This is a genomic window from Arthrobacter sp. AL12 (assembly GCF_029960645.1).
In the GTDB taxonomy this organism is placed as follows: domain Bacteria; phylum Actinomycetota; class Actinomycetes; order Actinomycetales; family Micrococcaceae; genus Arthrobacter.
Genome location: NZ_JASBQY010000004.1, coordinates 1 through 25,320 on the forward strand (window position 1 = coordinate 1; position 25,320 = coordinate 25,320).

Here is a 25,320-nt window from a genome sequence, read left to right on the forward strand (position 1 = left end):
TACCCCAGCGAACAGCAGGACTGGGAACCACCCGACTGGCCACCCCACCTCCCGGACCCAGCCCCGGACGAAAGCCCGCCCCCGGACGAAGGACCGGGCCAGGATCCCGAACTGGACCCGCCCCCGGACCCGGACTGGGACCTCGAATCGGGTCTGCCCCCGGACCCCGGCCTGGATCCCGACACGGACCTTACGGAGGATCCGTTCCCCGACTGGCAGGTATTCATGGAAGGGCACGAGTTCCCCTCGGCAGACACGGAACGTCCGCCCTGGCCACCGCACCTTGAGCACACAGTCAAAGCCGTGTCATTGGCTGAAGCATTAGTGGCCGCGTTCTTGGCTGCTCCTGATGATGTCCGGGCGTGAGCCTGAACGTTCCTACTTGGCGGACTGTCGGCGCACCATCTCGCTGATCCAAATGGGTGCGAACGGAGACGTGCAGCCTGGAGGTGTCGGGTAAGCCTTGAGTACCTCCAGGCGCTCTCCGATGTCGATTGCACGGGTGCGGTGCTCGGGGTGCTCAATCCCAATCTGGGCCAGGCAGTGGTTCATCTCCCACTGCAGGCGATCCGGGGAGTCTTTCATCTCCGCCTCGATGACATCGAGCAGTCCGGCGAGGTCGATGCCCGCGGGCTTTTTTGTCACGCGTTCGGAGGTCAGCGCCCAGCCTGCACTCGCGACAATGGGATCCGGATCGGCGGACCAGGCCATGCGCAGTTCTTCGCAGTGCGGGTTCTTCTTCACCACGTAGTTCACGAGCCAGTCGTGCACCTTGGGCACTCGCGACCCGCGCAACATGCGGTCCAACTCGTCAGGCTCGAACGCCTTCGGGCGGCAGATCAGGATCGCCAGTAGTCTCGCCGGGGTGTCATTTGTCTCCCATAACCGGCGCGCGAGTTCCTGTTGTGTCTTCAGCCGTTTAGCCAGAGCGCGCAGTTTGCTGAGATTCACACCGTGATCGTCACCGTGTTTTTCGTTCACCTCGCGTGCCCTCGGGTCTTCAAGCCGCGCCAACTCGGCCATCACCTCGGCCACCGCAGTCTCCGTCACTTCGGCCTCCTGTCGATTAGGTCCGAGATTCAGCCTACGACGGAAGCCGGTCTCCTGTTGTTCAGGCATGGCAGCAGCGTCCCCGCATCGCGCTGTCAACCTATCGCGAAGAGCCAGTGAATGTCCTATCTGACCATGCGGGCGTCGACAATCGCGGGAGCACCGGGGCCGGTCTGCTCCGCACCATCGAACTCGAAGCCTTTGCGGAGATAGAACGCCACCGCCCGCAGATTATCCCTCGCGACCCACAACATGGCGGGACCATCGCCCGCCGTGGCATCAAGCAAGGCCTGTCCCACTCGAGTGCCGTAGCGCTCGGACGTTACGCAGATGCTGAACAACTGACGATCGAGTGGGAGTTCCTTGCCTTTCGGTCCGAAGGCTGGGGCCGAAGAACGCGAAGCCGATGATCTGCCCCCTGCTCTCCGCGACCCTGTGATGCTCCATTCCTCGCGCGGATTCCCGAGGATGTGATGCCACATCTGGTGGCGGCTTTGGACGTGCTCTTGGGTGAAGAAGTCCTCAGGGAGCAGATGAGAGTACGTTTCCCGCCATGTGGCCACGTGCAGTTCAGCGATCTGGGGTGCGTCGAGGAGCGCGGGCTCGCGCAGCGTGAACGGCATCACCACATCCTGCCAGAATCCTCGCCGCTGATGCCGCTGCTGACGCCGTGCGTCTGCTAAGGGGCGACACCGGGTTCATAGGTTCCCGCACTCCACTCCTGCCCCTGTGGGTCCAGCACTCGTGCGCGACGGGCGCCCCACTCAGTGTTTTCGGGTTCGATCACGCTAGTTCCCCCCAGCGCCCACGGCCTTGCGGTAGACATCATCGACGTCGTCGACGAGCAGGTAGAGCCCCTGGCCAGTAGATCGGCCGACCAAACCAGGTCGCTGATACTCGGCATCATCGCTCACGACCATGAGCACAGCGCCGCCGAGGCGGACTTCTGCGTGGAGGACTTGACCAGATGCCCCATCCTGGCGGCGGACCACGTCGAAACCGACCCGCTCCATCCATTCCAGGGCAGCTGGGGCATCGGGTAACTGAGGTAGGCAAAGAGCTTTGCATCCGTGACGGGATCCTATTCCGGCACGCACCCCGTGAAAAGGAGGAGAAACTGGGGTGCGCGGGGTCCAGTTTCCATAGCAGGGTCCGTCCCCGGAACTGGCGCCTCGAGTAAGCGTTTAGCCGGAGACGTCGGCCAAATTGGACCTTGGGTCGGTAATTGCTGCATCCCTTGCGAGGAACGGTTCGCCCCGGGGCCAGTCACCGACGGGTCCCTGGTGCGTAAGGCCCGTCGCGTGGGCGACTACATCGGCGAGTCTGCCGCTGCGCTTCAAGGTTTGCCGCTGTTGGGTGGCCCCCGTTCCCTGAGTGAGGATCCTTTGCAGTGAGTCCGCGACGTAGGCGGCGTCCCCCGCCTCGTCCAGAGCGTCCCGGACATGGTCGTGGAGCGCGGCGAAGACATTTCGTGCGGCGGCTGGCCGGTGCAGTACCGGGTGAAGGAGCTCCCCGTCCATGCCCCAACGGCTGGCGCGCCAGGCTCCCTGACGCAGGATTGCGGCGGGAACCATGTCCGGCGGCTGTCCGGCCTCCCATTCCCGGGCAGCGGTCTCGACCAAGGCCCGGACCAAGGCGGCGATCAGGGCGGCGTCGCGGGCGTCAAGACAAACATCGGCCACCCGGATCTCGACGGTCGGGTGGCGGCTGGACAGGCGTGCGTCAAAGTCCGGGCTGGTGACCACCCCGGTGTTCGACAGGTTTTCCACCAGGGAGTGGTAGGCCTGCGCCGAGCCGAAGACCTCCGTTGGCCCGGCAGTGGACCACCGGTTCCACGCCTGGGTTCGGAAACTGGCGTAGCCGCTGTCCGTGCCATTCCAGAACGGGGAATTTGAGCTCAGTGCTATGAGCGGGGGCAGCCAGGACCTGATCCGGTCCAGGACCGCGACGCCTTCCTCATCGGAGCTCACGCAGACGTGGACATGGTATCCGGAGGTCAGCTGTTCGCGGGCGGTCAGCGCGTGCTTTTCCAGCAGCGCGTCATAGCGGTCGTTGCGGGTGGGGTGCGGTGTGACCGGCAGCGGGGATGTGGCGAGGGCAGCGATTCTCGCGCCCGCTTTTCGGGCGAGTGAGTCGGCATAGGCCCGACCCGCCTGAATCTCGGCCGCGAGTCCGCTCAGGCTCTCATGCGGGTGAGTAATAACTTCAAGCTGTTCCTGGTGCAGTTCGGCAGCCAGCATCTGGAGGTGTCCCGGGTTTTGCACCACCTGCGGTCCGGGATCGTGCAGGCGCAGAATCTCTCCGGCCAGGGGCAGGGGGTACCCGCTGTCGGGATTCACGATCAGGAATTCTTCCTCAACACCAAAAGTACGCACGTGCTAAGTGTGACCGACTTATGGGACAGGGATGACCACGAGTCCGTATACGCGCGCAGGCGCCTCGATAGTTGTCTTGATGTGTGGGACGCAGGAGCCCGTGGAGCAATCGATATGCACGCTATCGATTGAGTTGCCAGGTGTCCTAACTTCGGCGCGGCATCAGAACAACTCAACCACGCAAGCGCACAGTAAGAGCATGAAATCACTACTAAGCGACGACGTCGTCGCCGTACGTGGCGTCCTCACTGATACACACCCGGTCGACTTCCATGTTCTTGGGGTAGCGGGCGCAATTGACCGATTGACTATTCCCCTCCGCGAACGCGGGACGCTGGTGCACGTGGATGCACCACACCACGGGATGGACGTCGACCGGCAATCCGCGACACTTCTTTACCGGGCGGCGCAGGAGCTCCTCAGCAATGTCTACAAATTCGCTCAGGCATCAGCTGTGACGGTCAGGCTGGGCTGCGTCACCCAAGGCATGCGCCACGGCGTTCAGCTCAAAGTGACCGACGACGGCGGGGGTTTCGATGCGCCGAGCGCCATGATTGGTCGGCACTCCGGCATGGGACTGCGCCTCATGCGAGCGGCCGTAGGCCTTGCTGCCGGCGAGATGAACATTAATTCATCCGCCGCCGCAGGAACCTGTGTGACGATAAGACTGCCTCTGGACTAGCACCGGCCCAACGGCGGCAGCGAGTTACTTCCTGGCGTCGGGTATGCCGAAACGGCCGTTGTGACGGAGCAGGCCGTCGACGGCGACCCGAGCCGGAGCCGGGTTCGGTATTTCTCGCCGATCGCCGAGGTGCCATTCTGTGGCCATGCGACGATTGCGCTGGCCGTTGCGCTGAGCGCCCGCGACGGGGCCGGATCCTTCACCTTCGACACCCCGGTCGTGATCGAGACAGCAGGCGAAGGCGCCGACGTCACCGCATCGTTTACCGCCGTTGAGCCGCAGGTGGCCGAATTCGACGACGCCGTCCTGGCTGAACTCCTCGGTTTGCTCGGCCTCGGGCAGCGCGATCTCGATCCGGCCTATCCGCCGCGGATCACGTATTCAGGAAACTGGCATCCGGTGCTGGTCGTGGCCGACCGTACTCTTTTCGATTCCTTTGGCTTCGAACCGGAGGCAATGCGCCGCCTCGTGGACGTTAGGGCTGGGCTGCGACGGTGACGATCCTGCACCGCATTGCCGACGGCGAATTCGAAGCCCGGAATCTGTTCCCGGTGGGGGCCATCACGGAGGACCCTGCGACAGGGGCCGCCGCGGCTGCGGTCGGGGCCTACCTGCGCATCCTGGGCTTGGTCGAGCCTCCGGCGAGGGTCCTGATCCGCCAGGGACGGCTCGTCGGCCGGCCGGGCTTACTCACCGTGGACATACCCGCTGCCGGCGGAATAGTGGTCAGCGGCACGGCCGTCCGGATCCCCGTCCCTTAAGGCGCCCATGCGGGTGATCGAATCGAGGGTCGAGGTCTCGGGGTTGACTGGCCGTGACGTCACCGACTTCATGGCATACCTGTCCCTGGGCCTCACCCCGCGGGACTACCTCCTGCCCGGTTCCATAACCCGACTGAAAACTGACTGGCGAGAGTCGGCCGGTCCCCGCGTTGAGCGAGTACTACGAAAATTATCGACCGTTCTTGAACGCTACGCCTGCCAGTCAACTGAAGGTGGCCGCTGCTTCCGCGCTCATCCCCCGGCCTTAGGCTTGGCAGTATGACTGTCTTGGTGACCGGGGCAACGGGAAATGTCGGTTCTGCCGTGCTCAAACTTTTGCGGAAAGCGAATATTCCCGCTCGCGGCGCCGTCAGTCCGGAGCCGCCGACAAGTCTGGTACAGGTCGCGGAAACAAAGTCCGCGACCGTAGCATTCGACTTTCTCGATCCTTCGACATGGGATTTGGCCTTCGAGGGCATTGAGCTGGTGTTCCTCGTTCGCCCGCCGGCGTTATCGAATGTGCCGCGCGATATCGTTCCAGCTCTGGAAGCCGCCAGGCACGCCGGTGTTAAGCACATTGTGTTCCTATCGCTGCAGGGCGCCGAGTCCAATTCGGTCGTGCCCCACGCGAAGATCGAGAAATGGCTTCGCACGTCCGGGCTGAGCTGGACGTTTCTCCGGCCGTCATACTTTATGCAGAACCTGTCGACGACCCATGTGGCCGAGATCCGGGACCACTCGCAGATAGTCATTCCGGCCGGTAAGGGACGCACCGCGCTCGTGGACGTCAATGACATCGCGGCCGTCGCGGTCGAGGTGCTCGCTCATCCTGAGGCGCACCTCAACCGATCCTGGACCCTGACGGGCCCGAACGCCATGACATATGACGAGGTAGCGGAAATCCTCAGCGCCGAACTGGGCCGACCAATCCGGTACACCCGGCCCAGCGTCGGACATTACGCGAAGCATGCACGGCGTGACCTGGGAATGCCGTGGGAGATGGTCCTGGTGACCGCCGCTATCTACACTGTCGCCCGGCTTGGACGCGCAGCGGGGCTTACCAATGATGTGCGAGCGGTTACGGGCAGACCGCCGACGTCATTTGCCGAATTTGCCCATCGGGAGCGAGATGGCTGGATCCCGTGACCGTTCTGCTGGATACCCGCCCGCATGCCTACATGCACGGGTCATCGTCGCGGTTGCGAACGATGCCTAGACATCCTTTCCTGGTCACCACGGGATCCGTGCTGCGATGAAGGCGGCCCGATACCGTCGACGTGGATTCCACTGGAGGAAGCCGTCACGGTTGGTCAGCGCGGTGGCCACCGACACGTAGGAGGCGTAGCCCAGCCACGCCAACCGCGGAGCCATAGCCCAGGCGGCCTGACGGTTCATCCGGAAGGTGACGACGACACTGGCCGTGGTGGCAGCCAGGGACGCCACCGTGACCGCCGAACCCAAGACTGGGCTGCGTAGCCCGAAGTACAGCCCCGAGAAGGGGGGGGGGGAACAGCCAGCCCGGCGGTGAGTCCGGCGGGGTGTTCAGCTTGTCGAAGTAAGATTGGTCACCGCCGAAGCCAGCGGGCAGAGATCCGACCGCGTTGGCCGCGACCCCGACCGCGGCAGCGTGGTACCAGTGCCAGCGCGGAGTCGGCGAAGGGCTGTTCAAGATGGTGGCATTCATGTCGTGGAACCGTCGGTTGTGTTCTCGATGGGATCATCCCGTGCGTTCCGTGATGGCGCCCACTCGTAGGCCACTTCACGTCAACGGCTGCCCGCCACCGTATAATCTGTGCATGCCGATCACGCGCCTCGACCGAGGCCTCCATGCCCTGCAGTCCCCCCTCGAGCAGTGCGGGAGCGTTCTGTGAGCGGCGGTCTCGTCGCGCTGCTGGATGACGTCGCAGCCCTGGTCCGCATAGCCGCCGCCTCGGTTGACGACGTCGCTGCCGGGGCGGCGAAGGCGGGAGCCAAGGCCGCCGGTGTGGTGATCGACGACGCCGCCGTTACCCCGCAGTACGTGTCGGGGGCGGACCCGTCGCGCGAACTGCCTATGATCAAGCGGATCTTCTGGGGCTCGCTCCGGAACAAGCTACTGATCATCCTGCCGGCGCTGCTGCTCATCAGCGCCTTCATCCCGGGGGTTATTCCATTCATCCTCATGGCGGGCGGCACCTACCTCTGCTACGAAGGGGCCGAGAAGGTCTGGCACAAGTTCCGCGGCCACCACGAGGCCGACGAAGAGAAGCCGGCGGTCGAACGGGGTCCGGAGGCCGAGGCGAAGGTCACCAAGGGCGCCATCACCACCGACTTCATCCTGTCCTGCGAGATCATGGTCATCTCGATGAACGAGGTGGCCGACGAGTCCTTGTTGGCCCGGGCACTCATCCTGTTCGTCGTCGCGGTCCTGATCACGGTGCTCGTTTACGGAGCCGTCGCACTCATAGTCAAGATGGACGACATCGGCCTGCACCTGGCCTCAAAGGACTCCGCGGGCTCCCAGCGATTCGGCGAATTGCTCGTCAAGGGGATGCCCTCAGTGCTCGCCGCCATCACCCTCGTCGGGACAATCGCCATGCTTTGGGTCGGTGGCCACATCATGCTGCAGGGAGCATACGACCTCGGCTGGCACGCGCCCTATGACTTCGTCCATGTCCTCGAGGCCCCTTTCGCGGGGATCCCTGTGGCGGGCGGCTTCCTGGCCTGGCTCGTGAACACCCTGTGCTCGGCCGTCCTCGGCCTCGCCTGGGGCCTTGTCATCATGGCTATCGTGGGCCCGCTGCTGAAAGTGCTGCCGTTCGGCAATAAGAAGGGCGGGCACAAAGAGGGCGACTTGCGCGCCGACGTCGCCGGCTCTCGCCCGACGAAGAATCCCTCCGACCCCGCCTCCTAACTCAAACCTTCAGACGACCCACCCCCGTCCCGGTCCAGCCTAGGTAGGAGGGCGGATTCTCCTATCGCATGCTTTGCCCTTTTCCCTCTCAGAAGCTGGCTGACGGTGACTTATTCGACGCTGGCACCATGAACCCGCGGTTCAGTTCTTGGGGTTCAAAACAAGGGCCGCACCATGGCTTTGTGCCTGATAGTGCGGCCTTCGTTCTTCCGCCGAGCTAGGACAGCTGGCTGGAGAATTCCTCGGCAGTCATTGGGGTGGAGAACATCGGGTAGTCATACGCGATTGCGTTGTCGTGTTCCTCAACCGATGCTGCTGCGACACAGTCACTCAGCGTGACGACCTGGTATCCGTTCTCGTAGCCACTGCGCATGGTTGATTCGACACAGCAGTTGGTCAGGAACCCGCCCAGAACGATGGTGGTGATGCCTTTGCTGCGCAGGATGAAGTCCAAGTTTGTGCTAGCGAACGTGTCCAAACCCCGCTTGCCTTCGATGACGATGTCGCCCTCGACCGGCGCCAGTTCGTCGATGATGGCTGCACCCCAGGTTCCCTTGACGAACACGCCACCGTCCACGACCCCCTTGAGGATTCCGTACGGGTGCTTGCCGAGCTCGTTGTAGCCCTCGGCAAACGTGATTGGTGCGTGCATTACCGTGACCCCGGCTGCACGGGCCGCCTCTACAACGCGGGCCGTGTTGGCGAGCATGTCCGTCTTTTCCATGACCGGTCGGACAGCGTCGTGCAATCCGCCACCCTCGGACGTGAAGTCGTTCTGATATTCGATGAGTACAACGGCGGTGGTGATCGGATCAAACTTCAAGGCATCCTCCTGGTCGACCGTGAACCGTCCGCGGCAATGCCGACGGTCGAGGTCAGAGTAGCTGCGGCCACTCCATAGGACAAGGGTCCGTCCCCGCCAGCCGCTGAATCCCGTGCCGGCCCTTGTCCCGTGGCTGGGGCAGTGCAGCTTTCTATACCTGCAGCGTTACCCTAACGCCAGAAAGAACAGGTGGTTACCAGGGCTGCTGCGCGTGGCCGAACAGCCCCCTGGATACTGGTGCTCCGTCGCGGTCTCGGCGCGTGGTTTGCGGACAGGATCCACATGCCGTCCAGTGACGCGCCATGGGAGGATCGGGGGTATGGAAAACACCCCCGAGGTCCTCCGATATGCGGCCTTTTCCACAACGCCGGACGGCGGCAATCCTGCCGCCCTGGTCCTGGATGCCCGCCATCTGGATGAAGCCGGAATGCTGGCGGTGGCGGCCGCCGTCGGGTATGCCGAAACGGCCGTTGTGACGGAGCAGGCCGTCGACGGCGACCCGAGCCGGAGCCGGGTTCGGTATTTCTCGCCGATCGCCGAGGTGCCATTCTGTGGCCATGCGACGATTGCGCTGGCCGTTGCGCTGAGCGCCCGCGACGGGGCCGGATCCTTCACCTTCGACACCCCGGTCGTGATCGAGACAGCAGGCGAAGGCGCCGACGTCACCGCATCGTTTACCGCCGTTGAGCCGCAGGTGGCCGAATTCGACGACGCCGTCCTGGCTGAACTCCTCGGTTTGCTCGGCCTCGGGCAGCGCGATCTCGATCCGGCCTATCCGCCGCGGATCGCGTATTCGGGAAACTGGCATCCGGTGCTGGTCGTCGCCGACCGTACGCTTTTCGATTCCTTCGGCTTCGAACCGGAGGCGGTGCGCCGCCTCATGGACGTTCAGGGCTGGGCTGCGACGGTGACAACCTTGCACCGTATTGCAGAGGGTGAATTCGAGGCCCGGAATCTGTTCCCGGTGGGTGCCATCACGGAGGACCCAGCAACAGGGGCCGCCGCGGCTGCGGTCGGGGCCTACCTGCTCATCCTGGGCTTGGTCGAGCCTCCGGCGAGGGTCCTGATCCGCCAGGGACGGCACGTTGGCCGGCCGGGCTTACTCACCGTGGACACCCCCGCTGCCGGCGGAACAGTGGTCAGCGGCACGGCCGCCCGGATCCCGAGCACTACACTGGCGAGTTCAGACGGAGGGTGAGGAAAACGCTGTGACCGGAGGGACGAGGCTGGGCGGACCGCACTGGCGGCGAGTGGTGGCAGCCCTGGCCAACAAGGACGCGCGGACCGCCTACGCGCAAATCGTGCTGGGCACCAAGCTCTCCGACGTGCTTGCGGGGCTGAATGCCCGACGGCGGGACAGGGCCATCGCCGCCCTGGTTGAGTCCGGACTCGCCGAACGGAATGCTGCCAACGAACTGGAGGCGTCTGAGACGATCTTCAGCGACCTGCTCACCCAGCAACCCCGACGGCAGGCGCAGACCGGGTTGGCTCGCTTCATGCGACTGGGCAGGATTGAGCGGTATCCAGCGAACATGGCGGAACGGCGGGAGCTTCTCGCCTGGATTGTCCGTGAAGCCATCGAGCCCGGTGAACACTTAACGGAGAAGCAAGTAAATGAACGGCTCCTCAGTTATACCGATGACGTCGTTATGCTGCGCCGTTACTTGATTGACTTCGAACTCTTGGAACGGACGCCCTCCGGCTCGTCCTACTCACTGCACGGCGAAGCATAGGCTTGGACGTGAGAAAACGGTTCGGTCCGTCGGCCTCACACACAGGGCCCCGGGATTCCGAGCTGTCAGTCGGCGCCCTGGCCCTCGCGGGCCACTTCCTCCAGAATCCTGGCTGTCGGCGGAGCCGTCATCAGCTGCCCTATCACCTCCGGTTTGTCCCACACCTGGCTGCGCAGCCGCTCCAGAAAGATGGTCGCGGCGTCCTTGGTGTCGAAGTCAAGGAGCACGGCCACGCTGTTTTGGTCCTCCGTATCCCGGAACACCCTGACAGACCGCGCGCCCGAGGCTGCGCGGCCTGCGGGATCGCTGTCGAAGACTTTCTTCCATGCCTCGTAGTCCCGGACCGGATAGCTAATCTGCAGGGTGAACATCGTCGTACCTTTCCTTAGGGGGTGTGTCAGGACCACGGTAGGCCGTCCGGCGGCATCCCGGTAGGGCCGGCGAGTTCCGGGCCGCCGGTGGCGCAGCGCGCGAATTCAACACCACTGAAATCTTGGCAACCCGCGTCCGACCTCGAAACATCACTTGAACGTGCAGATCGAGGCGCTGCGCGTATTCTGTCGGCTTCAGAGTCCCGCCCCGTCCCCGCGGCGCCGGGCGGCGACGTGTTCGGCGACCATGATGATGGGGATGTTGGTGTTCGCCGAAAGCGGCCCGGGAAGAATTGAGGCGTCGATGACCTAGAGACCCGGTACTCCGTAAACCCCACCGGAGGTGTCGACCACGGCGCCGGCGCGGGGGTCCGTTCCCATCGCACCCGTGCCGACGGGGTGGTGATTCGTCGCGGCGGTGGCCCTGATCCAGCCGCGGACGTCGTGATCGTCGACCACTTCCTGGCCGGTCTCGAGCCGGGGACCGCGGGTGAGCCCGGCAAGGTCAGGGTGAGCCACGGCAGCTTTCGCGGTCTGCAGGCCCTCTGCAAGTCGGTCGATGTCTACCGAGTCACGGAAGTATCCGAGATCGATGGCGGGTGCTGATACCGGATCGAGTGTGAGCAGCCGCAGCAGTCCCCGTGAGGCCGGCTTCAGCAGCGCCGCGGCGAGCATGCGTCGGTAGCCGTCCTCAATCCGGTATGGTCCGCACACCATGAACTGGAGATCCGGCGGATCGGCTGCGGAACACCGGCCGCGCCCGCCACCCACCAAGACCTCGGCAACCGGTGAGTCCGCGCGGATCGTCAGATTGGGCCGGGAGCGGACGGGATCCAGATAGGCCTGCGTGGTGCTGACGCGGAGACCCCGCACACAGTTGACCGGCAACCCTGACACACCGACGGCCCCCGGGCGTTGTGGTCCGGAATGCATGGGATCCCCACGCTCGCTATCGCGCACTCCATCGCGAGCGTGAGCTCGGAGCATTCATTGCCCCGATATCGGCGGATCGGAACCGGTCCGACCGTCCCGTGATACGGGGAGGAACCGAAATCCAGGTCATCTTCGAGGCGGAGGAAAGACGGCAGCACGTCCTTAAACCTCCATCCGGGCAGTGCCCAGCAGTCGTAGTCGGCAGGATGCCCGCCCAGGGCGAAGGTGGCATTGACGGCAGACGACCCCCCTGTCACCCGCCCCTGCGGCAGGGCGAGCCGGGGCCCGCCGGCGGCACCCGTCCCGTGAAGCCCCCAGTTGTGTGAGGCCGTGCTGGTGCCGTGGATGCCGTCAGCGAGATCGGGCGGAAGCGTGCCCGGCGGGTAGTCGGGTCCGGGTTCGAACAGCACGACCTTACGGGCTGAATCCTCGCTCAGCCGCGAAGCCAGCACGCAGCCTGCACTGCCCACACCAACGATGGCAACGTCATACCCGTTCTTTATCTCTTGGCCTCCCTCCGCTACATCCCGGGCCGCCGGCCCGGTGCCGAGAAGGTGTTCCCTACTGCGTTGTCCCATGCCATTCAAAGAGCAGATGGATCTTTGCTCCTGACTCCGGGGAAGCCGCGGCATCCCATCAGGACACCGTCTTTCCACACGTCCTCGCTCGTCACCGCAGGCGTATCGGCACTACGAAGTCGTTCAGGCCGCCGACGTCGATGCCCTTGATTTCGCCCCGGCGGACGTGGAATGCCAGCGCGGCGTTGCAACGGTCCTTGTCCGCAGGCAAGGTCGGGGCTGAGGCCGAACACGGGCAGACCATATCGCAATTGCAGTTTTCGAGGTACGTCCCGTCGATTTTCCACCGCATCCGAGGCTCCCTCCACACGGAATCCCCCACAATCACAGTTTCCCGCCCGGCCACAGTCGGCGTCGACAAAAAGGGGGCCGCTGTGCTGCACTGAGAAACCCCTCAACTCGGCATTCTTGCTGAGCCGTCAAGGGCCTGACGCAGTCAGAGGACGGCAAGTCGGTGACGCTCCGGCTGCCCAAGCCGCAGCTCCACTTAGCCCGGGGTATCCACGCGATCATGCTGAAAGCCAGCAACCGGTGAAGCGAGCAGGCGACTGGATCGCAAAGGCTCGATCGTGCCGGCGCGGTGGTGGGCCGTCCTCGGCTAGGGCGGCCACGAGGACGCACACACCCGATTGCCAAGTTTGTTTGTTGGCTCACCAGCGTTTGGAAGAATGTGGACGTCTCCCGCCGAGCTGGCTCTCTGGCGGTTGGACCCCGAGGGGTCCAAGCTTTAACTTACCGGCCTGCAGCCGTCGCGGGGCGGTACCGGAGCGCCGGAGGCGGCTTGCGGAGTGCGAGGAGAACGACGATGGTTGACACGGCAGTTCCGGCTCTCAGGGCCGGCATCGGGCGGGATCTGGTAACAGAGCTGTTGGGCGTCTGGCTGCTCCTGGCGGTCTTCCTGGACGGCTGGGCACACCTGCACGTTCCCGGGCTGGAAACTTTCTTCACCCCTTGGCACGCCGCCCTGTATTCCGGCCTACTTGCTATGGCCGCGTGGACGGCCTCAGTGATCTGGAGAAACCGCCAGCCCGGTCAGCCGCTCGCCCGTGCGATACCGGCCGGCTACGGGGGCACCATTGTCGGAGTCGTCCTCTTCGCCGTTGCCGGCGTCCTGGATCTGGCGTGGCACGAGATCCTGGGCATCGAGGTCTCGCTCGACGCGCTGGTGAGCCCTACCCACCTGCTGCTCGGGTTCAGCCTCTTTCTCATTCTTGGCACCGGCGTCCGCAGTGCGCGGGCGCGGGGCCGATCGGCCGCCTTCGCTTGGACGCCGCCGACTCTGCTGGCTATCGCCCTGATGACCGGCTTGGGCGCCTTCTTCCTCATCTACTGCTCGGCCCTTGTCCGGACGGCCCCGGCCGTCCCCTATGTCCCGACGCCGATCGGCAGTCCCGGGCACACGCAGGCGGAGATGCCGGCGGTGATCGGAATGACCAGCTACCTGGTGACCACGGCTCTGATTATCACCCCCTTCATCTACGCCTGTTCCGGAGCCCTGTCCGGAACCCGACGGCCACCCCGGGGAATCGCCATCATGCTGGTTGCCGTCGTCGCGTGGCTGCCCCTGGCCATGTCCGGATTCCGTCCTGCCGCGGTCGCCGGAGCGGCGGGAGCCACCGTGGCCGCGGCGGTGGTGGATATAGCACTTGCCCGAAGCACCGGGAAAATGACGGGCCGCCGTCTGCCCGCGGCCTGCGCCGGACTGGCAGCGATTATCTGGACGGGCCAGTTGGTCGGCATTGCCTTGGTATCGGGGATCGCCTGGCCCGTCTCGATGTGGCTTGGAGCCATCATGCTCAGTTCGGGTGTGGCTGCGGGCCTCGCCTACATAGGGGTCTGGAACTCCGGAAGCGTACACGCCCTGGAAACTTCGCACACGTAGCGGGCTCACAATGATGAGGATGGCGGGTCCGGGGAATCGTCGCGGGAGAAGCGACGCGCAGCCACTGTCGCGGCCGTGTTCGCCGTCGCGCCGGCGATGCCAGCTCGAAGGAATGACCGGAGGTCGGTCCAAGTAGGGCGAACGGAGAGTCTCCACTTGCCGCCCGCAATTCACTGCCGCGCGAACGAAGACTGCCGAGCAGGCTTCGGCGCCATAAACCCGCACGCATCTAGACGATGTCCAAGATCAGCGGCATATGGTCGCTATGCACCAACCAGTCTTCGGATCCCCCTATTCGGAGATCGGCCGGGAGTCCGTCGCTCAGGAATGCGAAGTCAATGTGATGCCCGAAACGGAGGTTCCGGGTGTGAAAGTAAGTTTTCGTTGGCTCCGCCCCTTGGTCGTTCACCGCGTCGCGGTGGTAGACGCTGCTGAGTCCAAGCCCGCCAAGCTTTTCGACCAGCATGCTGTGGTTCCTCCCCGGGTGATGCCTATCCCAGACCGTGTTGCTGTTGAAGTCCCCCATGAGCAAGGCGTTGCCGCCGGCAAGGAAGCCAGCGTGGCGGTCGACTATCCCATGAGTCACGCGAACATACCTTAGTTCTCGATTCAACTGATGCGCCCAAAGGGCAATGACATTGAGGCCGTCGATCGAAAAGGGAAGATGCCAAGGCAAATTGGGATCCGCATGTTCTGAAACTTTGTAGCGAGCGTCGGCGAAACCAATAACGCCGAGACCTTTGTTCAGATTGCTGCCGGTCCATGCCGCGAACGGTCGCTCGGCCGCGGAAATGTCTTTCTTGGCAACCTCTTGGAGAATGACGACGTCGGGCTGCAGCGCCTCGATCAGGTGCCGTTTCTTGTTGTACGCCATAGAGCAGTTCCACGAGACGATTCGCACTGGGTCCCTTTGCTCGGCGAAGATGCTGATGGCACCTTATCGACGCCATTCATCGCTGGTTGTTGTCACCTAATGCCGGTCGGGGTCCGAGAGTTCCTGCCCCTACGAGGAACCGCTCATTGGCGTCCAGGCCACGGAGTTTTTCGGTCCTATTAGGAGCCGCTACAAGGTGGGTTTACTTCGTGTCGACGGAAATGCGTCCTAACTGCTGAGTCAATCTGACGCCGCAGTGCTCCAAGGCACTCCGGCGCGAAACGGCCCCGCACGCGTTTGCGCACGGGGCCGTTCAAGTCAATCGAAGTCCGGGCCCCGCCAAACCCAAGCCGAGACAGAAGGGCAGCAGAAGGCGAAGGAGGCTAGAAGTCCCAGTCGTCGTCCTCAGTATTGACAGCCTTGCCAATGACGTAGCTCGAACCCGACCCGGAGAAGAAGTCGTGGTTCTCGTCAGCGTTCGGCGAAAGTGCCGACAGGATCGCCGGGTTCACGTCGGTGACGGAGGCCGGGAACATGGCCTCGTAGCCTAGGTTCATCAGGGCCTTGTTGGCGTTGTAGTGCAGGAACTTCTTGACGTCCTCGGCCAGGCCGACGGAGTCGTAGAGATCGTGCGTGTACTGGACTTCGTTCTCGTACAGCTCGAAGAGCAGTTCGAACGTGTAGTCCTTGATCTCCTGCTTGCGCTCCTCGGACAGGCCTTCCAGGCCCTTCTGGAACTTGTAGCCGATGTAGTAGCCGTGCACGGCCTCGTCGCGGATGATCAGGCGGATCAGGTCGGCCGTGTTCGTCAGCTTGGCCCGCGAGGACCAGTACATCGGCAGGTAGAAGCCCGAGTAGAACAGGAAGCTCTCCAGCAGCGTCGAGGCCACCTTGCGCTTCAGGGGATCGTCGCCCTGGTAGTAGTCCATGACGATCTGGGCCTTCTTCTGCAGGTTCACGTTCTCGGTGGACCAGCGGAATGCCTCGTCGATCTCCTTGGTGGAGGCCAGCGTGGAGAAGATGGAGGAGTAGCTCTTGGCGTGCACGGACTCCATGAACGCTATGTTCGTGTAGACAGCCTCTTCATGCGGGGTGATCGCATCCGGAATCAGCGAGACGGCGCCGACGGTGCCCTGGATGGTGTCCAGCAGCGTCAGCCCGGTGAACACGCGCATGGTGAGCTGCTGCTCGGCCGGGGTCAGCGTCGCCCACGACTGCACGTCGTTGGACAGCGGGATCTTCTCCGGCAGCCAGAAGTTGTTGACCAGGCGGTTCCAGACGTCAACGTCTTTCTCGTCCTGGATGCGGTTCCAGTTGATCGCGTCAACATGGGTGAGAAGCTTTACTTTTGCTGTCATGACTCCGACTCGCTTTCTGAAGAGAGACTGGGTTTGGCTGAGTCCTCGATGCAGTAGCTGCACTCGGCTTTCTCGATGCCTTTGTTGGTGTGGTGTCTGGTGTGGGCGCTGCGCTGGCTGGCGGGCTTAGGCTTGCCCTTTTGAGCGGCCGATAACTTCGCACGGGTTTCTTCCCGCGCCCTTCTTGGCTTCGGAAAGAGCCTTGCGGGATTCCTCGCTCATCGTATGGCCAAAGCTCGGGTGGTCTGCGCCGAACTTGCCGAAGTTCGGGTTGTCCGCACCGGAATTCGTGCCTTTACGATCCGTTTCCCACTTCCTCCGCTGTTCGGCACTGTGTTTTCCTCCGAAGAACGGATTAGCAGCGCCAGGACGGCTCAGTCCCTTCCGTCCAGTATTGCGGATGCGTGCGGCTCCCCGCATCTCCTCCGTCCACACCACCCCCGAGGGACCAAGACCACCCTCAGAGAGGTTTAGGAGGCGGTCCCCCTCGCGTCGCAGGTAACTGATCCACTCGATCTCGGCCTGCCCCAGTTCGGGCAACCCCTCAATCCAGTCCAACTCATCTGCGATGACGTCCGCCGGGTCATACTTCCGAAGCCAATCGTAGAAGGGTGTTTTGCGCCCCTCTGCAGCGACTCGGAGGTGCTGATGGAAACGACGACTGGCCGTCTTGGTGGTGATACCGACGTAGCGGTACTCGAACTCCCGCCGAAGCCGGATGCCGTAGACCAAGCCGCCCACCGCCGTCGTCGTTCCCATCTTTTCATCCCCTAATGAAAATCAACCGATATCGGTTACAACATACACGAGACGCAATTTTCCACCTCAGTCCCTTCCAGCGCGAGCTGGCGGAGACGGATGTAGTAGATGGTCTTGATGCCCTTCTTCCAGGCGTAGATCTGGGCCTTGTTGATGTCGCGCGTGGTGGCGGTGTCCTTGAAGAACAGCGTCAGGGACAGGCCCTGGTCAACGTGCTGCGTGGCGGCGGCGTAGGTGTCGATGACCTTTTCGTAGCCGATCTCGTACGCGTCCTGGTAGTACTCCAGGTTGTCGTTCGTCAGGTACGGCGCCGGGTAGTACACGCGGCCCAGCTTGCCTTCCTTGCGGATCTCAATCTTGGACGCCACCGGGTGGATCGAGGAAGTGGAGTTGTTGATGTAGGAGATCGAGCCCGTCGGCGGGACGGCCTGCAGGTTCTGGTTGTAGATGCCGTGCTCCATGACGGAGGCCTTCAGCTCGCGCCAGTCATCCTGGGTGGGGATGTGGATGTTCTGGAACAGCTCGGCGACCTTGGCGGTCTGCGGGACCCACTCCCGGTCCGTGTACTTGTCGAAGAACTCGCCCGAGGCGTACTTGGACTTCTCGAAACCGCCGAAGGTCTGGCCGGTCTGGATGGCCAGCCGGTTGGAGGCGCGGACCGCGTGGAACACCACCGAGTAGAAGTAGATGTTGGTGAAGTCCAGGCCCTCTTCGGAGCCGTAGTGGACCCGCTCGCGGGCCAGGTAGCCGTGCAGGTTCATCTGGCCGAGGCCGATCGCGTGGCTCTGGTCGTTGCCGCGGGCGATCGAGGGCACCGAGGTGATGTTGGACATGTCCGAGACGGCCGAGAGCGACCGGATTGCCGTCTCGATGGTCAGGCCGAAGTCCGGCGAGTCCATGGTCTTGGCGATGTTCAGCGAGCCCAGGTTGCAAGAGATGTCCTTGCCGGTCTGGTCGTAGGACAGGTCGTCGTGGTACGTCGTGGGCTGGGAGACCTGGAGGATCTCGGAGCACAGGTTGGACATGATGATCTTGCCGTCAATCGGGTTTTCCCGGTTCACGGTGTCCTCGAACATGATGTACGGGTAGCCGGATTCGAACTGGATCTCGGCGAGGGTCTGGAAGAACTCGCGCGCCTTGATCTTGGTCTTCTTGATCCGGGAATCGTCCACCATCTCGTAGTACTTCTCGGTGACCGAGACGTCGGAGAACGGCATGCCGTAGACCTTTTCGACGTCGTACGGCGAGAACAGGTACATGTCCTCGTCCTTCTTGGCCAGCTCGAAGGTGATGTCCGGGATGACGACGCCGAGCGAGAGGGTCTTGATCCGGATCTTCTCGTCCGCGTTCTCGCGCTTGGTGTCCAGGAAGCGGTAGATGTCCGGGTGGTGCGCGTGCAGGTACACAGCTCCCGCACCCTGGCGGGCCCCGAGCTGGTTGGCGTAGGAGAAGCTGTCCTCGAGGAGCTTCATCACGGGGATGACGCCGGAGGACTGGTTCTCGATCTGCTTGATCGGCGCGCCGACCTCGCGGATGTTGGTCAGCGCGAACGCCACGCCGCCGCCGCGCTTGGACAGCTGCAGCGCGGAGTTGATGGAACGGCCGATCGACTCCATGTTGTCTTCGATGCGGAGCAGGAAGCAGGAGACCAGCTCGCCGCGCTGGCGTTTGCCGGCGTTGAGGAAGGTGGGGGTGGCCGGCTGGAAGCGGCCCTCGATGATCTCATCGACCATCTGCAGCGCGAGCTGCTCGTCGCCGCGGGCCAGGTGCAGGGCCACCATGCAGACGCGGTCCTCATAGCGCTCGAGGAACCGCTTTCCGTCGAACGTCTTCAGCGTGTAGGAGGTGTAGAACTTGAAGGCGCCGAGGAAGGTCTCGAAGCGGAACTTCTTCTTGTAAGCGCGGTTGTAGAGCTCGCGGATGAAGTTCATCGTGTACTGGTCGAGGGTCTCGCGCTCGTAGTACTCGTTCTTCACGAGGTAGTCGAGCTTTTCCTCAAGGTCGTGGAAGAACACGGTGTTGTTGTTCACGTGCTGCAGGAAGTACTGGTGCGCCGCCTCGCGGTCGGCCTCGAACTGGATCTCCCCGTTCGGGCCGTAGAGGTTCAGCATGGCGTTGAGCTCGTGGTAGCCCAGGCCCTGGTAGGCAGCCGGCATGGCCTGCTTCTCACCGGGGACGGTGTGCTTCTCCACGGCTACTTCTGTTCTTGCGACAGTCGTGTCCAAAATTCTTCCAATCCTTGTTGTACTCGGCTGACGTCTTCCGGCGTCCCCATGAGTTCGAATCGATATAGGTGCGGGACCTGGCATTTTGCGGCGATGATGTCGCCGGCCATGCAGTAGTTGTCCCCAAAGTTCGTGTTGCCCGCCCCAATCACGCCCCGGAGCTGCCGCCGGTTGCGCGGATCGTTCAGGAAGCGGATGACCTGCTTCGGAACGGATCCCTCTCCCCCGGTGCCGCCGTAGGTGGGAAGCACCAGCACATAGGGTTCGGTGGCCACGAGCGCGGGTTCCCGCGAATGGAGCGGGATCCGGGCCGCGTCGGTGCCGAGCTTCCTGACGAAGCGTGCGGTGTTCTCCGAGGAGGAGGAGAAGTAGATGAGGTGGCTGGCGGTGGTCCGGACTGCGGTTGAGTTCGGAGCGTCTGAGGTCCGGGCGTCTGCCGTCACCGGCCCGGCGCCGGCTGCCGGCGTCGTGGCGGCTGTTGCCAGTGCCATGGAGTCAGTCACCTCATCCGACGTGTTTTCGTTCGACGCGGTTCAGGCTACGGCGACGGTGTAGGCCTGCGCCAGTTCTTCGATCTTGTCGGGGCGGAACCCGGACCAGTGGTCCTGGTCGGTGACGACAACCGGGGCCTGCATGTAGCCGAGAGCCTTCAGGCGCTCGAGGGCATCCGCATCCTGCGAGATGTCGACGCTCTGGTAGGTGATGCCCTTCTTATCCAGCGCGCGGTATGTCGCGTTGCACTGAACACAGGCCGGCTTCGTGTAAACCGTTACGGTCATGGTCCCTGTCCCCTTTGTTGAAGTCTTTGGTACTGCGAAATGTGTACTGCTCTGGAGCTGCGGCTGTTGAGCTGAGTCTCTGGTGCCAGTAGTCCGGGCGGGCCGCTCCGGGACAGGAATCCTGATCCGATACTGGCTTGCCTGGCGAGCACTGCTGCTCCGCTGGAACTGTAATTCGATACTACATGTAGTGCAAGAGCCCGACGTGGACCCCAAGATGATGTATTACAAGTATGTCATTTTATGCACCGCCAGTCCACAGGCGGGGTACCTCAAAATGTCCGTATTTCCGCCGATTTGCCGGACGAAATCCACAGGCTGTGGAGTACCTTTGCACAATTAACTCCCCTGCGTGTCGCGCGGAAGACGGCGTGTCGCCGTAGTGGCCCCCGGGGGCCTGGAGTGCGGTTGAGCACTAGATGTGGTGTCCGGAAACACGAGAAGGCGGACACCCAGGGGTGCCCGCCTTCTTCGAGAGTGAGGCGCCTAACAGCTGCCGGTTTGGAGGCAGCAGTCGTTGCCTACCCGCCGGCCTCCGGCCGGCTGCAGAGGATCTGCTCCACGCCCATCCGGCGCTCGGCGAAGCTGCGCAGCGCGCCCACGAGGTAGAGCCGCCAGACCCGGGCGATCTCCTCGCCCATCATCGCGACGGCGGCCTCGTGGTTCTCCTCGAACTTCGCGTACCAGGCCTCGAGGGTCCGGACGTAGTCCCGGCGCATGCCCTGCACGCCCTCGATCTCCAGGCCCGCGTCCTCCAGGAAGCCCAGTGTCTCCCCCACCGGGCGCATGTGCATGTCCGGGGCGATGAAGGACCCAATGAACGGCCCGCCGCCGGGGTGCTTGCCGTGGCGTGACATCTGCTGGACCAGCACCCGGCCGCCGGGTGTGGCGTTGTTGAACAGCGCGGCGGCGTAGACGGGGTAGTTCCGCTGGCCGACGTGTTCGCCCATCTCCAGGGAGGCGACGGCGTCGAACGGCCCGTCCGGGATCTCACGGTAGTCCTGGATCCGGATCTCCACATGCCCTTCGAGGCCGCGTTCGCGGATGCGGGCGTCGATGAACGCCTTCTGCTCTCCGGACAGGGTCACGCCGACCACCTCGGCGCCGTAATGCTGTGCGGCGTGCAGGCTCAGCGATCCCCAGCCGCAGCCGACATCCAGCAGCCGCATTCCCGGTTTGAGTCCGATCTTGCGGCAGACCAGGTCCAGTTTGTCCCGCTGCGCATCCTCCAGCCCGTAATTCGCTGAGGAGTTTGTCCAGTACGCGCTGGAGTAGGCCATCTGCGGGTCAAGGATGAGCGCGTAGAAGTCGTTGCTGAGATCGTAGTGGTGGCTGATCGCGGCGCGGTCGCGGATCAGGCTGTGCAGCCTGCCCTTGACCCTGGCCTGGCTCTGCGGCGGCGGGGGCGGCGCCCCGAGCGCCCCGGCGGCGCGGGCAATCCGTGCGGCCCCGGCCAGCACCGCGGGGGTGGGCCGGACGCCGGAGAGGCCCCGGTCCCGGACCACTTTCCAGAGGTGCTCGAGGACGGAGTTCAGATCGCCGTCGACGTCCAGCTCCCCGGTGACGTAGGCCTGGGCGGCGCCGAGTTCCCCGGGCGCCCAGAGCAGCCGCCGGATAGCATCGGGCGAATTCAGCCGGACCACGGGGGCGCCGGCCGGGCCGGCCTCGCTGCCGTCCCAGACAACCAGCCGGACCGGGAGGTCCCCGCCGGCCAGCGGCCGCAGGATCTCCTCGATCAAGGCCGCCAGCGGCGCCGTCATGCGGCGGCTCCGCCGGTGGCCTCGCCTGCTGTCCGCCGGTCCAGCACGATCTGCTGGACGTCAAGGTAGCCGGTCTCGAAGCCCGCGCGGGAGTAGCAGAGGTAGAACAGCCACATGCGCTGGAAGATCTCGTCGAAGCCCAGTGCCTGGACGTCGGCGGATCGGGCCATGAAGCGCTCCTCCCAGAGCCTCAGCGTCTGGGCGTAGTGCTCCCCCATCGCGAGGCGTTCGCGGACGCGCAGTCCGGTCTGCTTCTCGGTGATGTCTTCGATGGCCCGCACGGAGGGAATGACACCGCCCGGGAAGATGTACTTGTGCACCCAGGTGTAGCTGGAGCGCGTGGCCAGCAGCCTGTCGTGCGCGATGGTGATGGCCTGGATGGCGACCTTGCCGCCGGGGGCCAGGACCCGTTCGATCGTCTGGAAGTACGTGGCCCAGTACTCGAAGCCCACGGCCTCGATCATCTCCACGGACACGACGGCGTCGTACTCGCCCTCGACCGCGCGGTAGTCCTTGAGCTCGATCGTGACGGCGTCGGTGTACCCGGCGTCGGCGACGCGTTTGCGGGCCAGCTCCTGCTGCTCGCTGGAGAGGGTGACGGAGTAGACGGTGGCGCCGCGCTGGGCGGCCCGGAGCGCGAGTTCGCCCCAGCCGGTGCCGATTTCCAGCACCCGGGTGCCCTGCCCGACGCCGGCCTTGTCCAGCAGGCGGTCGATCTTGGCCTGCTGCGCGGCGGCCAGGCCGTTCCAGGCGACGGACTTCAGCGCCTCGCCGGATTCCGGGAAGATCGCGCTGGAGTAGGTCATGGTGTCGTCCAGGAACGTGGCGAAGAGCTCGTTGGAGAGGTCGTAGTGCCGGGAGATATTCGAGCGGGTGTTCTGCTCGGTGTTGCGTTCCTTCCGCGGCTGGCGGGGCAGGTAGAGGGCGCGGAGTTTCTGCAGCGGCTCGGGCACCAGCGTCCCGACGCGGGCGGCAAAGACCTCCATAACGGCGGTGAGGTCGTCGGCGTCCCAGTCGCCGGCCATAAACGACTCCCCCAGGCCGATCAGTCCGCCGTCGCCGAGCCGGGCCGCGAACGCCTCGGGACGGTTCAGGGTCATGACAGGGTACGTCTGCCCGGGGGTGGCCGGCTTGCCCAGGAAGGTGCCGTCCGGGTAGCGGACCTCCAGCGGCAGGCGGCGGACCGCGGCCTTGAAGATGGCCTCGGCGACCCGGCCGGCGACGGCGACCTTCAGGCCGGTGGGTACGGCGGCGATGCTGGGCCAGATGCCGGCGTCGATCACTGCGGGCGGCTGCGGGACGGTGTAGGGGGCGGCGGCCTCGTCGGCCCGGCGCGCAGCGCCGGACCCGGTCGCTTCGGTCATAGTCACTGAACTGCCTCCTGTGAAGGGTGGTGTGGTCGTTTGATGACGGGCAGCCGGCGTGCCCAAAGCTTGATTCCCTGCCAGCGGATTTGCGTCGAGACGCGCAGGGGTGCCAGCGGGACGGCGAGCGCCGTGGCGAGGATGTTCCCCACGCTGGCGTCGTGGCGTTCGCCGTCCACACTGGCGATGAAGGGCTGCTGCCCCTCGCGCTCGAGAACAATCGAAACGGCGAGCCGTTCGCCGGGTTCCGGGAGCTTCATCCGGTACTGGCCCGCGACGTCGTTGAAAGGTGAGACGTAGAACGCCTTCGGGACGCTGGCCCGGCCGGCGTTGTCCGTCTCCAGAAGGTAGCAGTGCCGTTCGCCGTAGGTGTTGTGGACCTCGGCGAGGACGCAGCGCAGTTCCCCGGCGGCGTCGTGGCACCAGAACAGGCTGATCGGATTGAACACGTGGCCGAAGACCCGGGCGCTGGCGAGCATCGTGATCCGGCCGCCGTCGAGGTCTATCCCCCGGGTGGCCAGGAACGCCTCGACATTGCCTCGGAGCGTGCCGTCCGGGTCGCCCAGATGGTCCGCGACGGCGAAGCCGGCGAGGGGCCGCAGCAGTCGGGGCAGCACCGGCAGCCGGTCAACGTCGACATACCAGCTGTAACTGCGGTAGGTGAACGCGTTCTTCAGCGGGGTGCGCCGCACATGCGCGATGGAGGTGCGGTAGATGGCAGCTGTGGCGCTCATGATCCCTCCGCGGGGACGGTCTGCAGGTCCGGGTCCAGGGAAACCGTATCAAGTGCGACGCCGGCGTCGTCCCACTCGCGTCCGAGCCGCGCCGCCGCCCGGACCCCGGAGAGGGCGCCGTCCTCGTGGAAACCCCAGCCATGGTACGCGCCGGCGAAGGCCAGCCGGTCATCGCCCAGGGCGAGGATCCGCTGCTGGGCTAGGAGGGATACGGGAGTGTACTGCGGGTGCTCGTACACCATCCGCTCGATCACGGTGTTGTCCGCAATCAGCTCGGATTCGCCCAGGCTGACGATGTAGCGCCCGCCGTCCACAGGGGCCAGCCGCTGGAGCCGGGTCATGTCGTAGCTGACCAGGACCTTGTCCGGCCGGGCGTCGCAGGAAGGCAGCCGGTAGTTCCAGGACGCCTTGGCGTTGTCGCTGGAGGGCAGCACGGCGTCGTCGCGGTGGAAGACCGTGTGGTTGATCGAGTACAGCATCCCGCCGAGCGCGGCCCGCTCGGCCGGCGAGGCGTCGGTGAGCATGCCCAGCGCCTGGGCCGGGTGGGTGGCGATTACGACAGCGTCGAACATCTCGGTGGTCAGTGTTCCCGAACCGGTGCTGGAGGTCAGCTCCACCCCGTCCGCGTGGCGGCGCACTCCGGTGACCGGGCTGGAGAGGCGGATCTCCGGCAGCGTGGCGGCAACCTTCTCCACGTAGCTGCGCGAACCGCCGGTCACCGTGCGCCACTGGGGTGAGCCCGAGACGCCGAGCAGGCCGTGGTGGGCCAGGAAAGTGAAGAGGTAGCGGGCCGGGTAGGCCAGGGCGGTGGTGGGGTCACAGGACCAGACGGCGCTGACAATCGGGGTCATGAAGTGCGAGATGAAGTAGCTGCTGAACTTCTCCCGTGCCAGGAACTCACCCAGGGTCAGCTCCGGCACGCTCGAACTGTTCTCCTCGGCGAGCAGGGCGCGGGCCCTGCGGTAGAAGCGCATCACCTCGAGCAGCATCAGCAGGTAGCGTCCGCGCAGCAGCGTGGCGGGCCGGGGAAGGAGACCGCGGCCCTTGGCCCGGGCGCCGGCGTATTCCAGGCCGCAGCCGTCGCAGCGGACGGACATGCTCATTTCCGAATCCTGGGTTTCAATGCCCAGTTCGGCGAATAGCCGCAGCAGCGTGGGGTAGGTCCGTTCGTTGTGGACGATGAAGCCGGTGTCGATCCCGAGCACAGGCCCGCCGGCCTGCGGTACGTCGTGGGTGTGGGCATGCCCGCCGAGCCTGGAGTCGGCTTCGAACAGGGTCACGGAGTCCTGCCGGTTGAGCACGTAAGCGGCGGTCAGCCCCGCCACACCGCTGCCGATCACGGCGACGCGCCGGCCCTCGGGAATCCCTGCTGCATCTGACACTGAT

26 protein-coding genes and 2 pseudogenes are annotated in these 25,320 nt (G+C 64.5%); 9 read left to right on the forward strand and 19 right to left on the reverse strand.

From position 1 onward, the window contains the following. A pseudogene (locus QK291_RS05960) lies at positions 1-366 on the forward strand (hypothetical protein); the annotation flags it as partial. Positions 367-378: 12 nt separating this feature from the next. Here the strand turns inward: QK291_RS05960 and QK291_RS05965 are convergent. The 4 genes from QK291_RS05965 to QK291_RS05980 form a co-directional block, all read right to left on the reverse strand. Next, positions 379-1,023 carry a DNA alkylation repair protein gene (locus QK291_RS05965; RefSeq protein WP_282380482.1) on the reverse strand — a complete coding sequence of 215 codons (645 nt, stop codon included), beginning with the start codon at positions 1,021-1,023 and terminating at the stop codon, positions 379-381. 152 nt (positions 1,024-1,175) lie between these two features. Beyond that, complete coding sequence (locus QK291_RS05970) at positions 1,176-1,673, reverse strand: GNAT family N-acetyltransferase (protein ID WP_282380018.1); 498 nt, start codon at positions 1,671-1,673, stop codon at positions 1,176-1,178. Between the two features lie 165 nt (positions 1,674-1,838). Then, the gene (locus QK291_RS19050) at positions 1,839-2,063 is read right to left on the reverse strand and encodes a hypothetical protein (protein ID WP_348994560.1); all 225 of its coding nucleotides are present in this window, start codon (positions 2,061-2,063) and stop codon (positions 1,839-1,841) included. A gap of 171 nt (positions 2,064-2,234) precedes the next feature. Then, entirely contained in the window at positions 2,235-3,425 is a 1,191-nt protein-coding gene (locus tag QK291_RS05980; protein WP_282380022.1) for a glutamate--cysteine ligase, read from the reverse strand. 199 nt (positions 3,426-3,624) lie between these two features. Here QK291_RS05980 and QK291_RS05985 point away from each other — a divergent pair, with 199 nt between their 5' ends. The 4 genes from QK291_RS05985 (at position 3,625) to QK291_RS06000 (ending at position 6,014) form a co-directional block, all read left to right on the forward strand. Continuing rightward, positions 3,625-4,107: an ATP-binding protein gene (locus QK291_RS05985; RefSeq protein ID WP_282380024.1), complete on the forward strand. Its 483-nt coding sequence runs from the start codon at positions 3,625-3,627 to the stop codon at positions 4,105-4,107. A 60-nt stretch (positions 4,108-4,167) separates the two neighbouring features. Further along, positions 4,168-4,605, forward strand: coding sequence for a PhzF family phenazine biosynthesis protein (locus tag QK291_RS05990; protein WP_282380026.1), 438 nt, complete (start codon positions 4,168-4,170; stop codon positions 4,603-4,605). After that, the gene (locus QK291_RS05995) at positions 4,602-4,868 is read left to right on the forward strand and encodes a PhzF family phenazine biosynthesis protein (RefSeq protein ID WP_282380027.1); all 267 of its coding nucleotides are present in this window, start codon (positions 4,602-4,604) and stop codon (positions 4,866-4,868) included. The genes QK291_RS05990 and QK291_RS05995 overlap by 4 nt, the downstream gene beginning before the upstream one ends. Before the next feature lie 279 nt (positions 4,869-5,147). Next, positions 5,148-6,014 carry an SDR family oxidoreductase gene (locus QK291_RS06000; RefSeq protein WP_282380029.1) on the forward strand — a complete coding sequence of 289 codons (867 nt, stop codon included), beginning with the start codon at positions 5,148-5,150 and terminating at the stop codon, positions 6,012-6,014. A gap of 84 nt (positions 6,015-6,098) precedes the next feature. Here the strand turns inward: QK291_RS06000 and QK291_RS06005 are convergent, their stop codons facing one another. Beyond that, positions 6,099-6,356, reverse strand: a complete 258-nt coding sequence (locus QK291_RS06005) for a TspO/MBR family protein (RefSeq protein ID WP_282380483.1) — start codon at positions 6,354-6,356, stop codon at positions 6,099-6,101. 379 nt (positions 6,357-6,735) lie between these two features. On the opposite strand from QK291_RS06005, the gene QK291_RS06010 reads away from it, so the two are divergent. Then, positions 6,736-7,761 carry a DUF808 domain-containing protein gene (locus QK291_RS06010; protein WP_282380031.1) on the forward strand — a complete coding sequence of 342 codons (1,026 nt, stop codon included), beginning with the start codon at positions 6,736-6,738 and terminating at the stop codon, positions 7,759-7,761. Positions 7,762-7,978: 217 nt separating this feature from the next. On the opposite strand, the gene QK291_RS06015 is transcribed toward QK291_RS06010, so the two are convergent. Further along, positions 7,979-8,584 (reverse strand): cysteine hydrolase, encoded by a 606-nt coding sequence (locus QK291_RS06015; protein WP_282380033.1) that lies wholly within the window; start codon positions 8,582-8,584, stop codon positions 7,979-7,981. Between the two features lie 319 nt (positions 8,585-8,903). Between QK291_RS06015 and QK291_RS06020 the strand changes: the two genes are divergently transcribed. Beyond that, positions 8,904-9,782, forward strand: coding sequence for a PhzF family phenazine biosynthesis isomerase (locus QK291_RS06020; RefSeq protein WP_282380035.1), 879 nt, complete (start codon positions 8,904-8,906; stop codon positions 9,780-9,782). Between the two features lie 10 nt (positions 9,783-9,792). Beyond that, positions 9,793-10,317 carry a DUF2087 domain-containing protein gene (locus QK291_RS06025; RefSeq protein ID WP_282380036.1) on the forward strand — a complete coding sequence of 175 codons (525 nt, stop codon included), beginning with the start codon at positions 9,793-9,795 and terminating at the stop codon, positions 10,315-10,317. A 65-nt stretch (positions 10,318-10,382) separates the two neighbouring features. On the opposite strand, the gene QK291_RS06030 is transcribed toward QK291_RS06025, so the two are convergent. The 3 genes and pseudogenes from QK291_RS06030 to QK291_RS06040 all read right to left on the reverse strand — a co-directional run bounded on the left by QK291_RS06030 (position 10,383) and on the right by QK291_RS06040 (position 12,491). After that, positions 10,383-10,688, reverse strand: a complete 306-nt coding sequence (locus QK291_RS06030; protein WP_282380037.1) for a hypothetical protein — start codon at positions 10,686-10,688, stop codon at positions 10,383-10,385. 195 nt (positions 10,689-10,883) lie between these two features. Beyond that, positions 10,884-11,675 (reverse strand): annotated as a pseudogene (locus tag QK291_RS19055) (GMC family oxidoreductase). A 615-nt stretch (positions 11,676-12,290) separates the two neighbouring features. Beyond that, positions 12,291-12,491 carry a DUF1326 domain-containing protein gene (locus QK291_RS06040; protein WP_282380040.1) on the reverse strand — a complete coding sequence of 67 codons (201 nt, stop codon included), beginning with the start codon at positions 12,489-12,491 and terminating at the stop codon, positions 12,291-12,293. A gap of 513 nt (positions 12,492-13,004) precedes the next feature. On the opposite strand from QK291_RS06040, the gene QK291_RS06045 reads away from it, so the two are divergent. Next, a complete protein-coding gene (locus QK291_RS06045; protein WP_282380042.1) occupies positions 13,005-14,081 on the forward strand; it encodes a hypothetical protein in 1,077 nt (358 codons plus the stop codon). Positions 14,082-14,310: 229 nt separating this feature from the next. On the opposite strand, the gene QK291_RS06050 is transcribed toward QK291_RS06045, so the two are convergent. From QK291_RS06050 to QK291_RS06095, 10 genes are all read right to left on the reverse strand, one after another. Then, a complete protein-coding gene (locus QK291_RS06050; RefSeq protein WP_282380044.1) occupies positions 14,311-14,982 on the reverse strand; it encodes an endonuclease/exonuclease/phosphatase family protein in 672 nt (223 codons plus the stop codon). A gap of 356 nt (positions 14,983-15,338) precedes the next feature. After that, complete coding sequence (gene nrdF / locus QK291_RS06055; protein WP_282380046.1) at positions 15,339-16,313, reverse strand: class 1b ribonucleoside-diphosphate reductase subunit beta; 975 nt, start codon at positions 16,311-16,313, stop codon at positions 15,339-15,341. Between the two features lie 126 nt (positions 16,314-16,439). After that, positions 16,440-17,072 (reverse strand): NUMOD3 domain-containing DNA-binding protein, encoded by a 633-nt coding sequence (locus tag QK291_RS06060; RefSeq protein WP_282380048.1) that lies wholly within the window; start codon positions 17,070-17,072, stop codon positions 16,440-16,442. Between the two features lie 35 nt (positions 17,073-17,107). Next, entirely contained in the window at positions 17,108-19,228 is a 2,121-nt protein-coding gene (nrdE, locus tag QK291_RS06065; RefSeq protein WP_282380485.1) for a class 1b ribonucleoside-diphosphate reductase subunit alpha, read from the reverse strand. A 38-nt stretch (positions 19,229-19,266) separates the two neighbouring features. After that, positions 19,267-19,788 carry a class Ib ribonucleoside-diphosphate reductase assembly flavoprotein NrdI gene (gene nrdI / locus QK291_RS06070; protein ID WP_282380050.1) on the reverse strand — a complete coding sequence of 174 codons (522 nt, stop codon included), beginning with the start codon at positions 19,786-19,788 and terminating at the stop codon, positions 19,267-19,269. Positions 19,789-19,830: 42 nt separating this feature from the next. Then, positions 19,831-20,076: a glutaredoxin-like protein NrdH gene (gene nrdH, locus QK291_RS06075; protein ID WP_282380052.1), complete on the reverse strand. Its 246-nt coding sequence runs from the start codon at positions 20,074-20,076 to the stop codon at positions 19,831-19,833. A gap of 521 nt (positions 20,077-20,597) precedes the next feature. Then, positions 20,598-21,836 (reverse strand): cyclopropane-fatty-acyl-phospholipid synthase family protein, encoded by a 1,239-nt coding sequence (locus tag QK291_RS06080; RefSeq protein ID WP_282380054.1) that lies wholly within the window; start codon positions 21,834-21,836, stop codon positions 20,598-20,600. Beyond that, positions 21,833-23,206, reverse strand: a complete 1,374-nt coding sequence (locus QK291_RS06085) for a class I SAM-dependent methyltransferase (protein ID WP_282380056.1) — start codon at positions 23,204-23,206, stop codon at positions 21,833-21,835. Before QK291_RS06085 ends, QK291_RS06080 begins: the two co-directional genes overlap by 4 nt. After that, complete coding sequence (locus tag QK291_RS06090; RefSeq protein WP_282380057.1) at positions 23,203-23,934, reverse strand: DUF1365 domain-containing protein; 732 nt, start codon at positions 23,932-23,934, stop codon at positions 23,203-23,205. Before QK291_RS06090 ends, QK291_RS06085 begins: the two co-directional genes overlap by 4 nt. Next, positions 23,931-25,316, reverse strand: coding sequence for an FAD-dependent oxidoreductase (locus QK291_RS06095; protein WP_282380059.1), 1,386 nt, complete (start codon positions 25,314-25,316; stop codon positions 23,931-23,933). The genes QK291_RS06090 and QK291_RS06095 overlap by 4 nt, the downstream gene beginning before the upstream one ends. Positions 25,317-25,320: the final 4 nt, after the last annotated feature.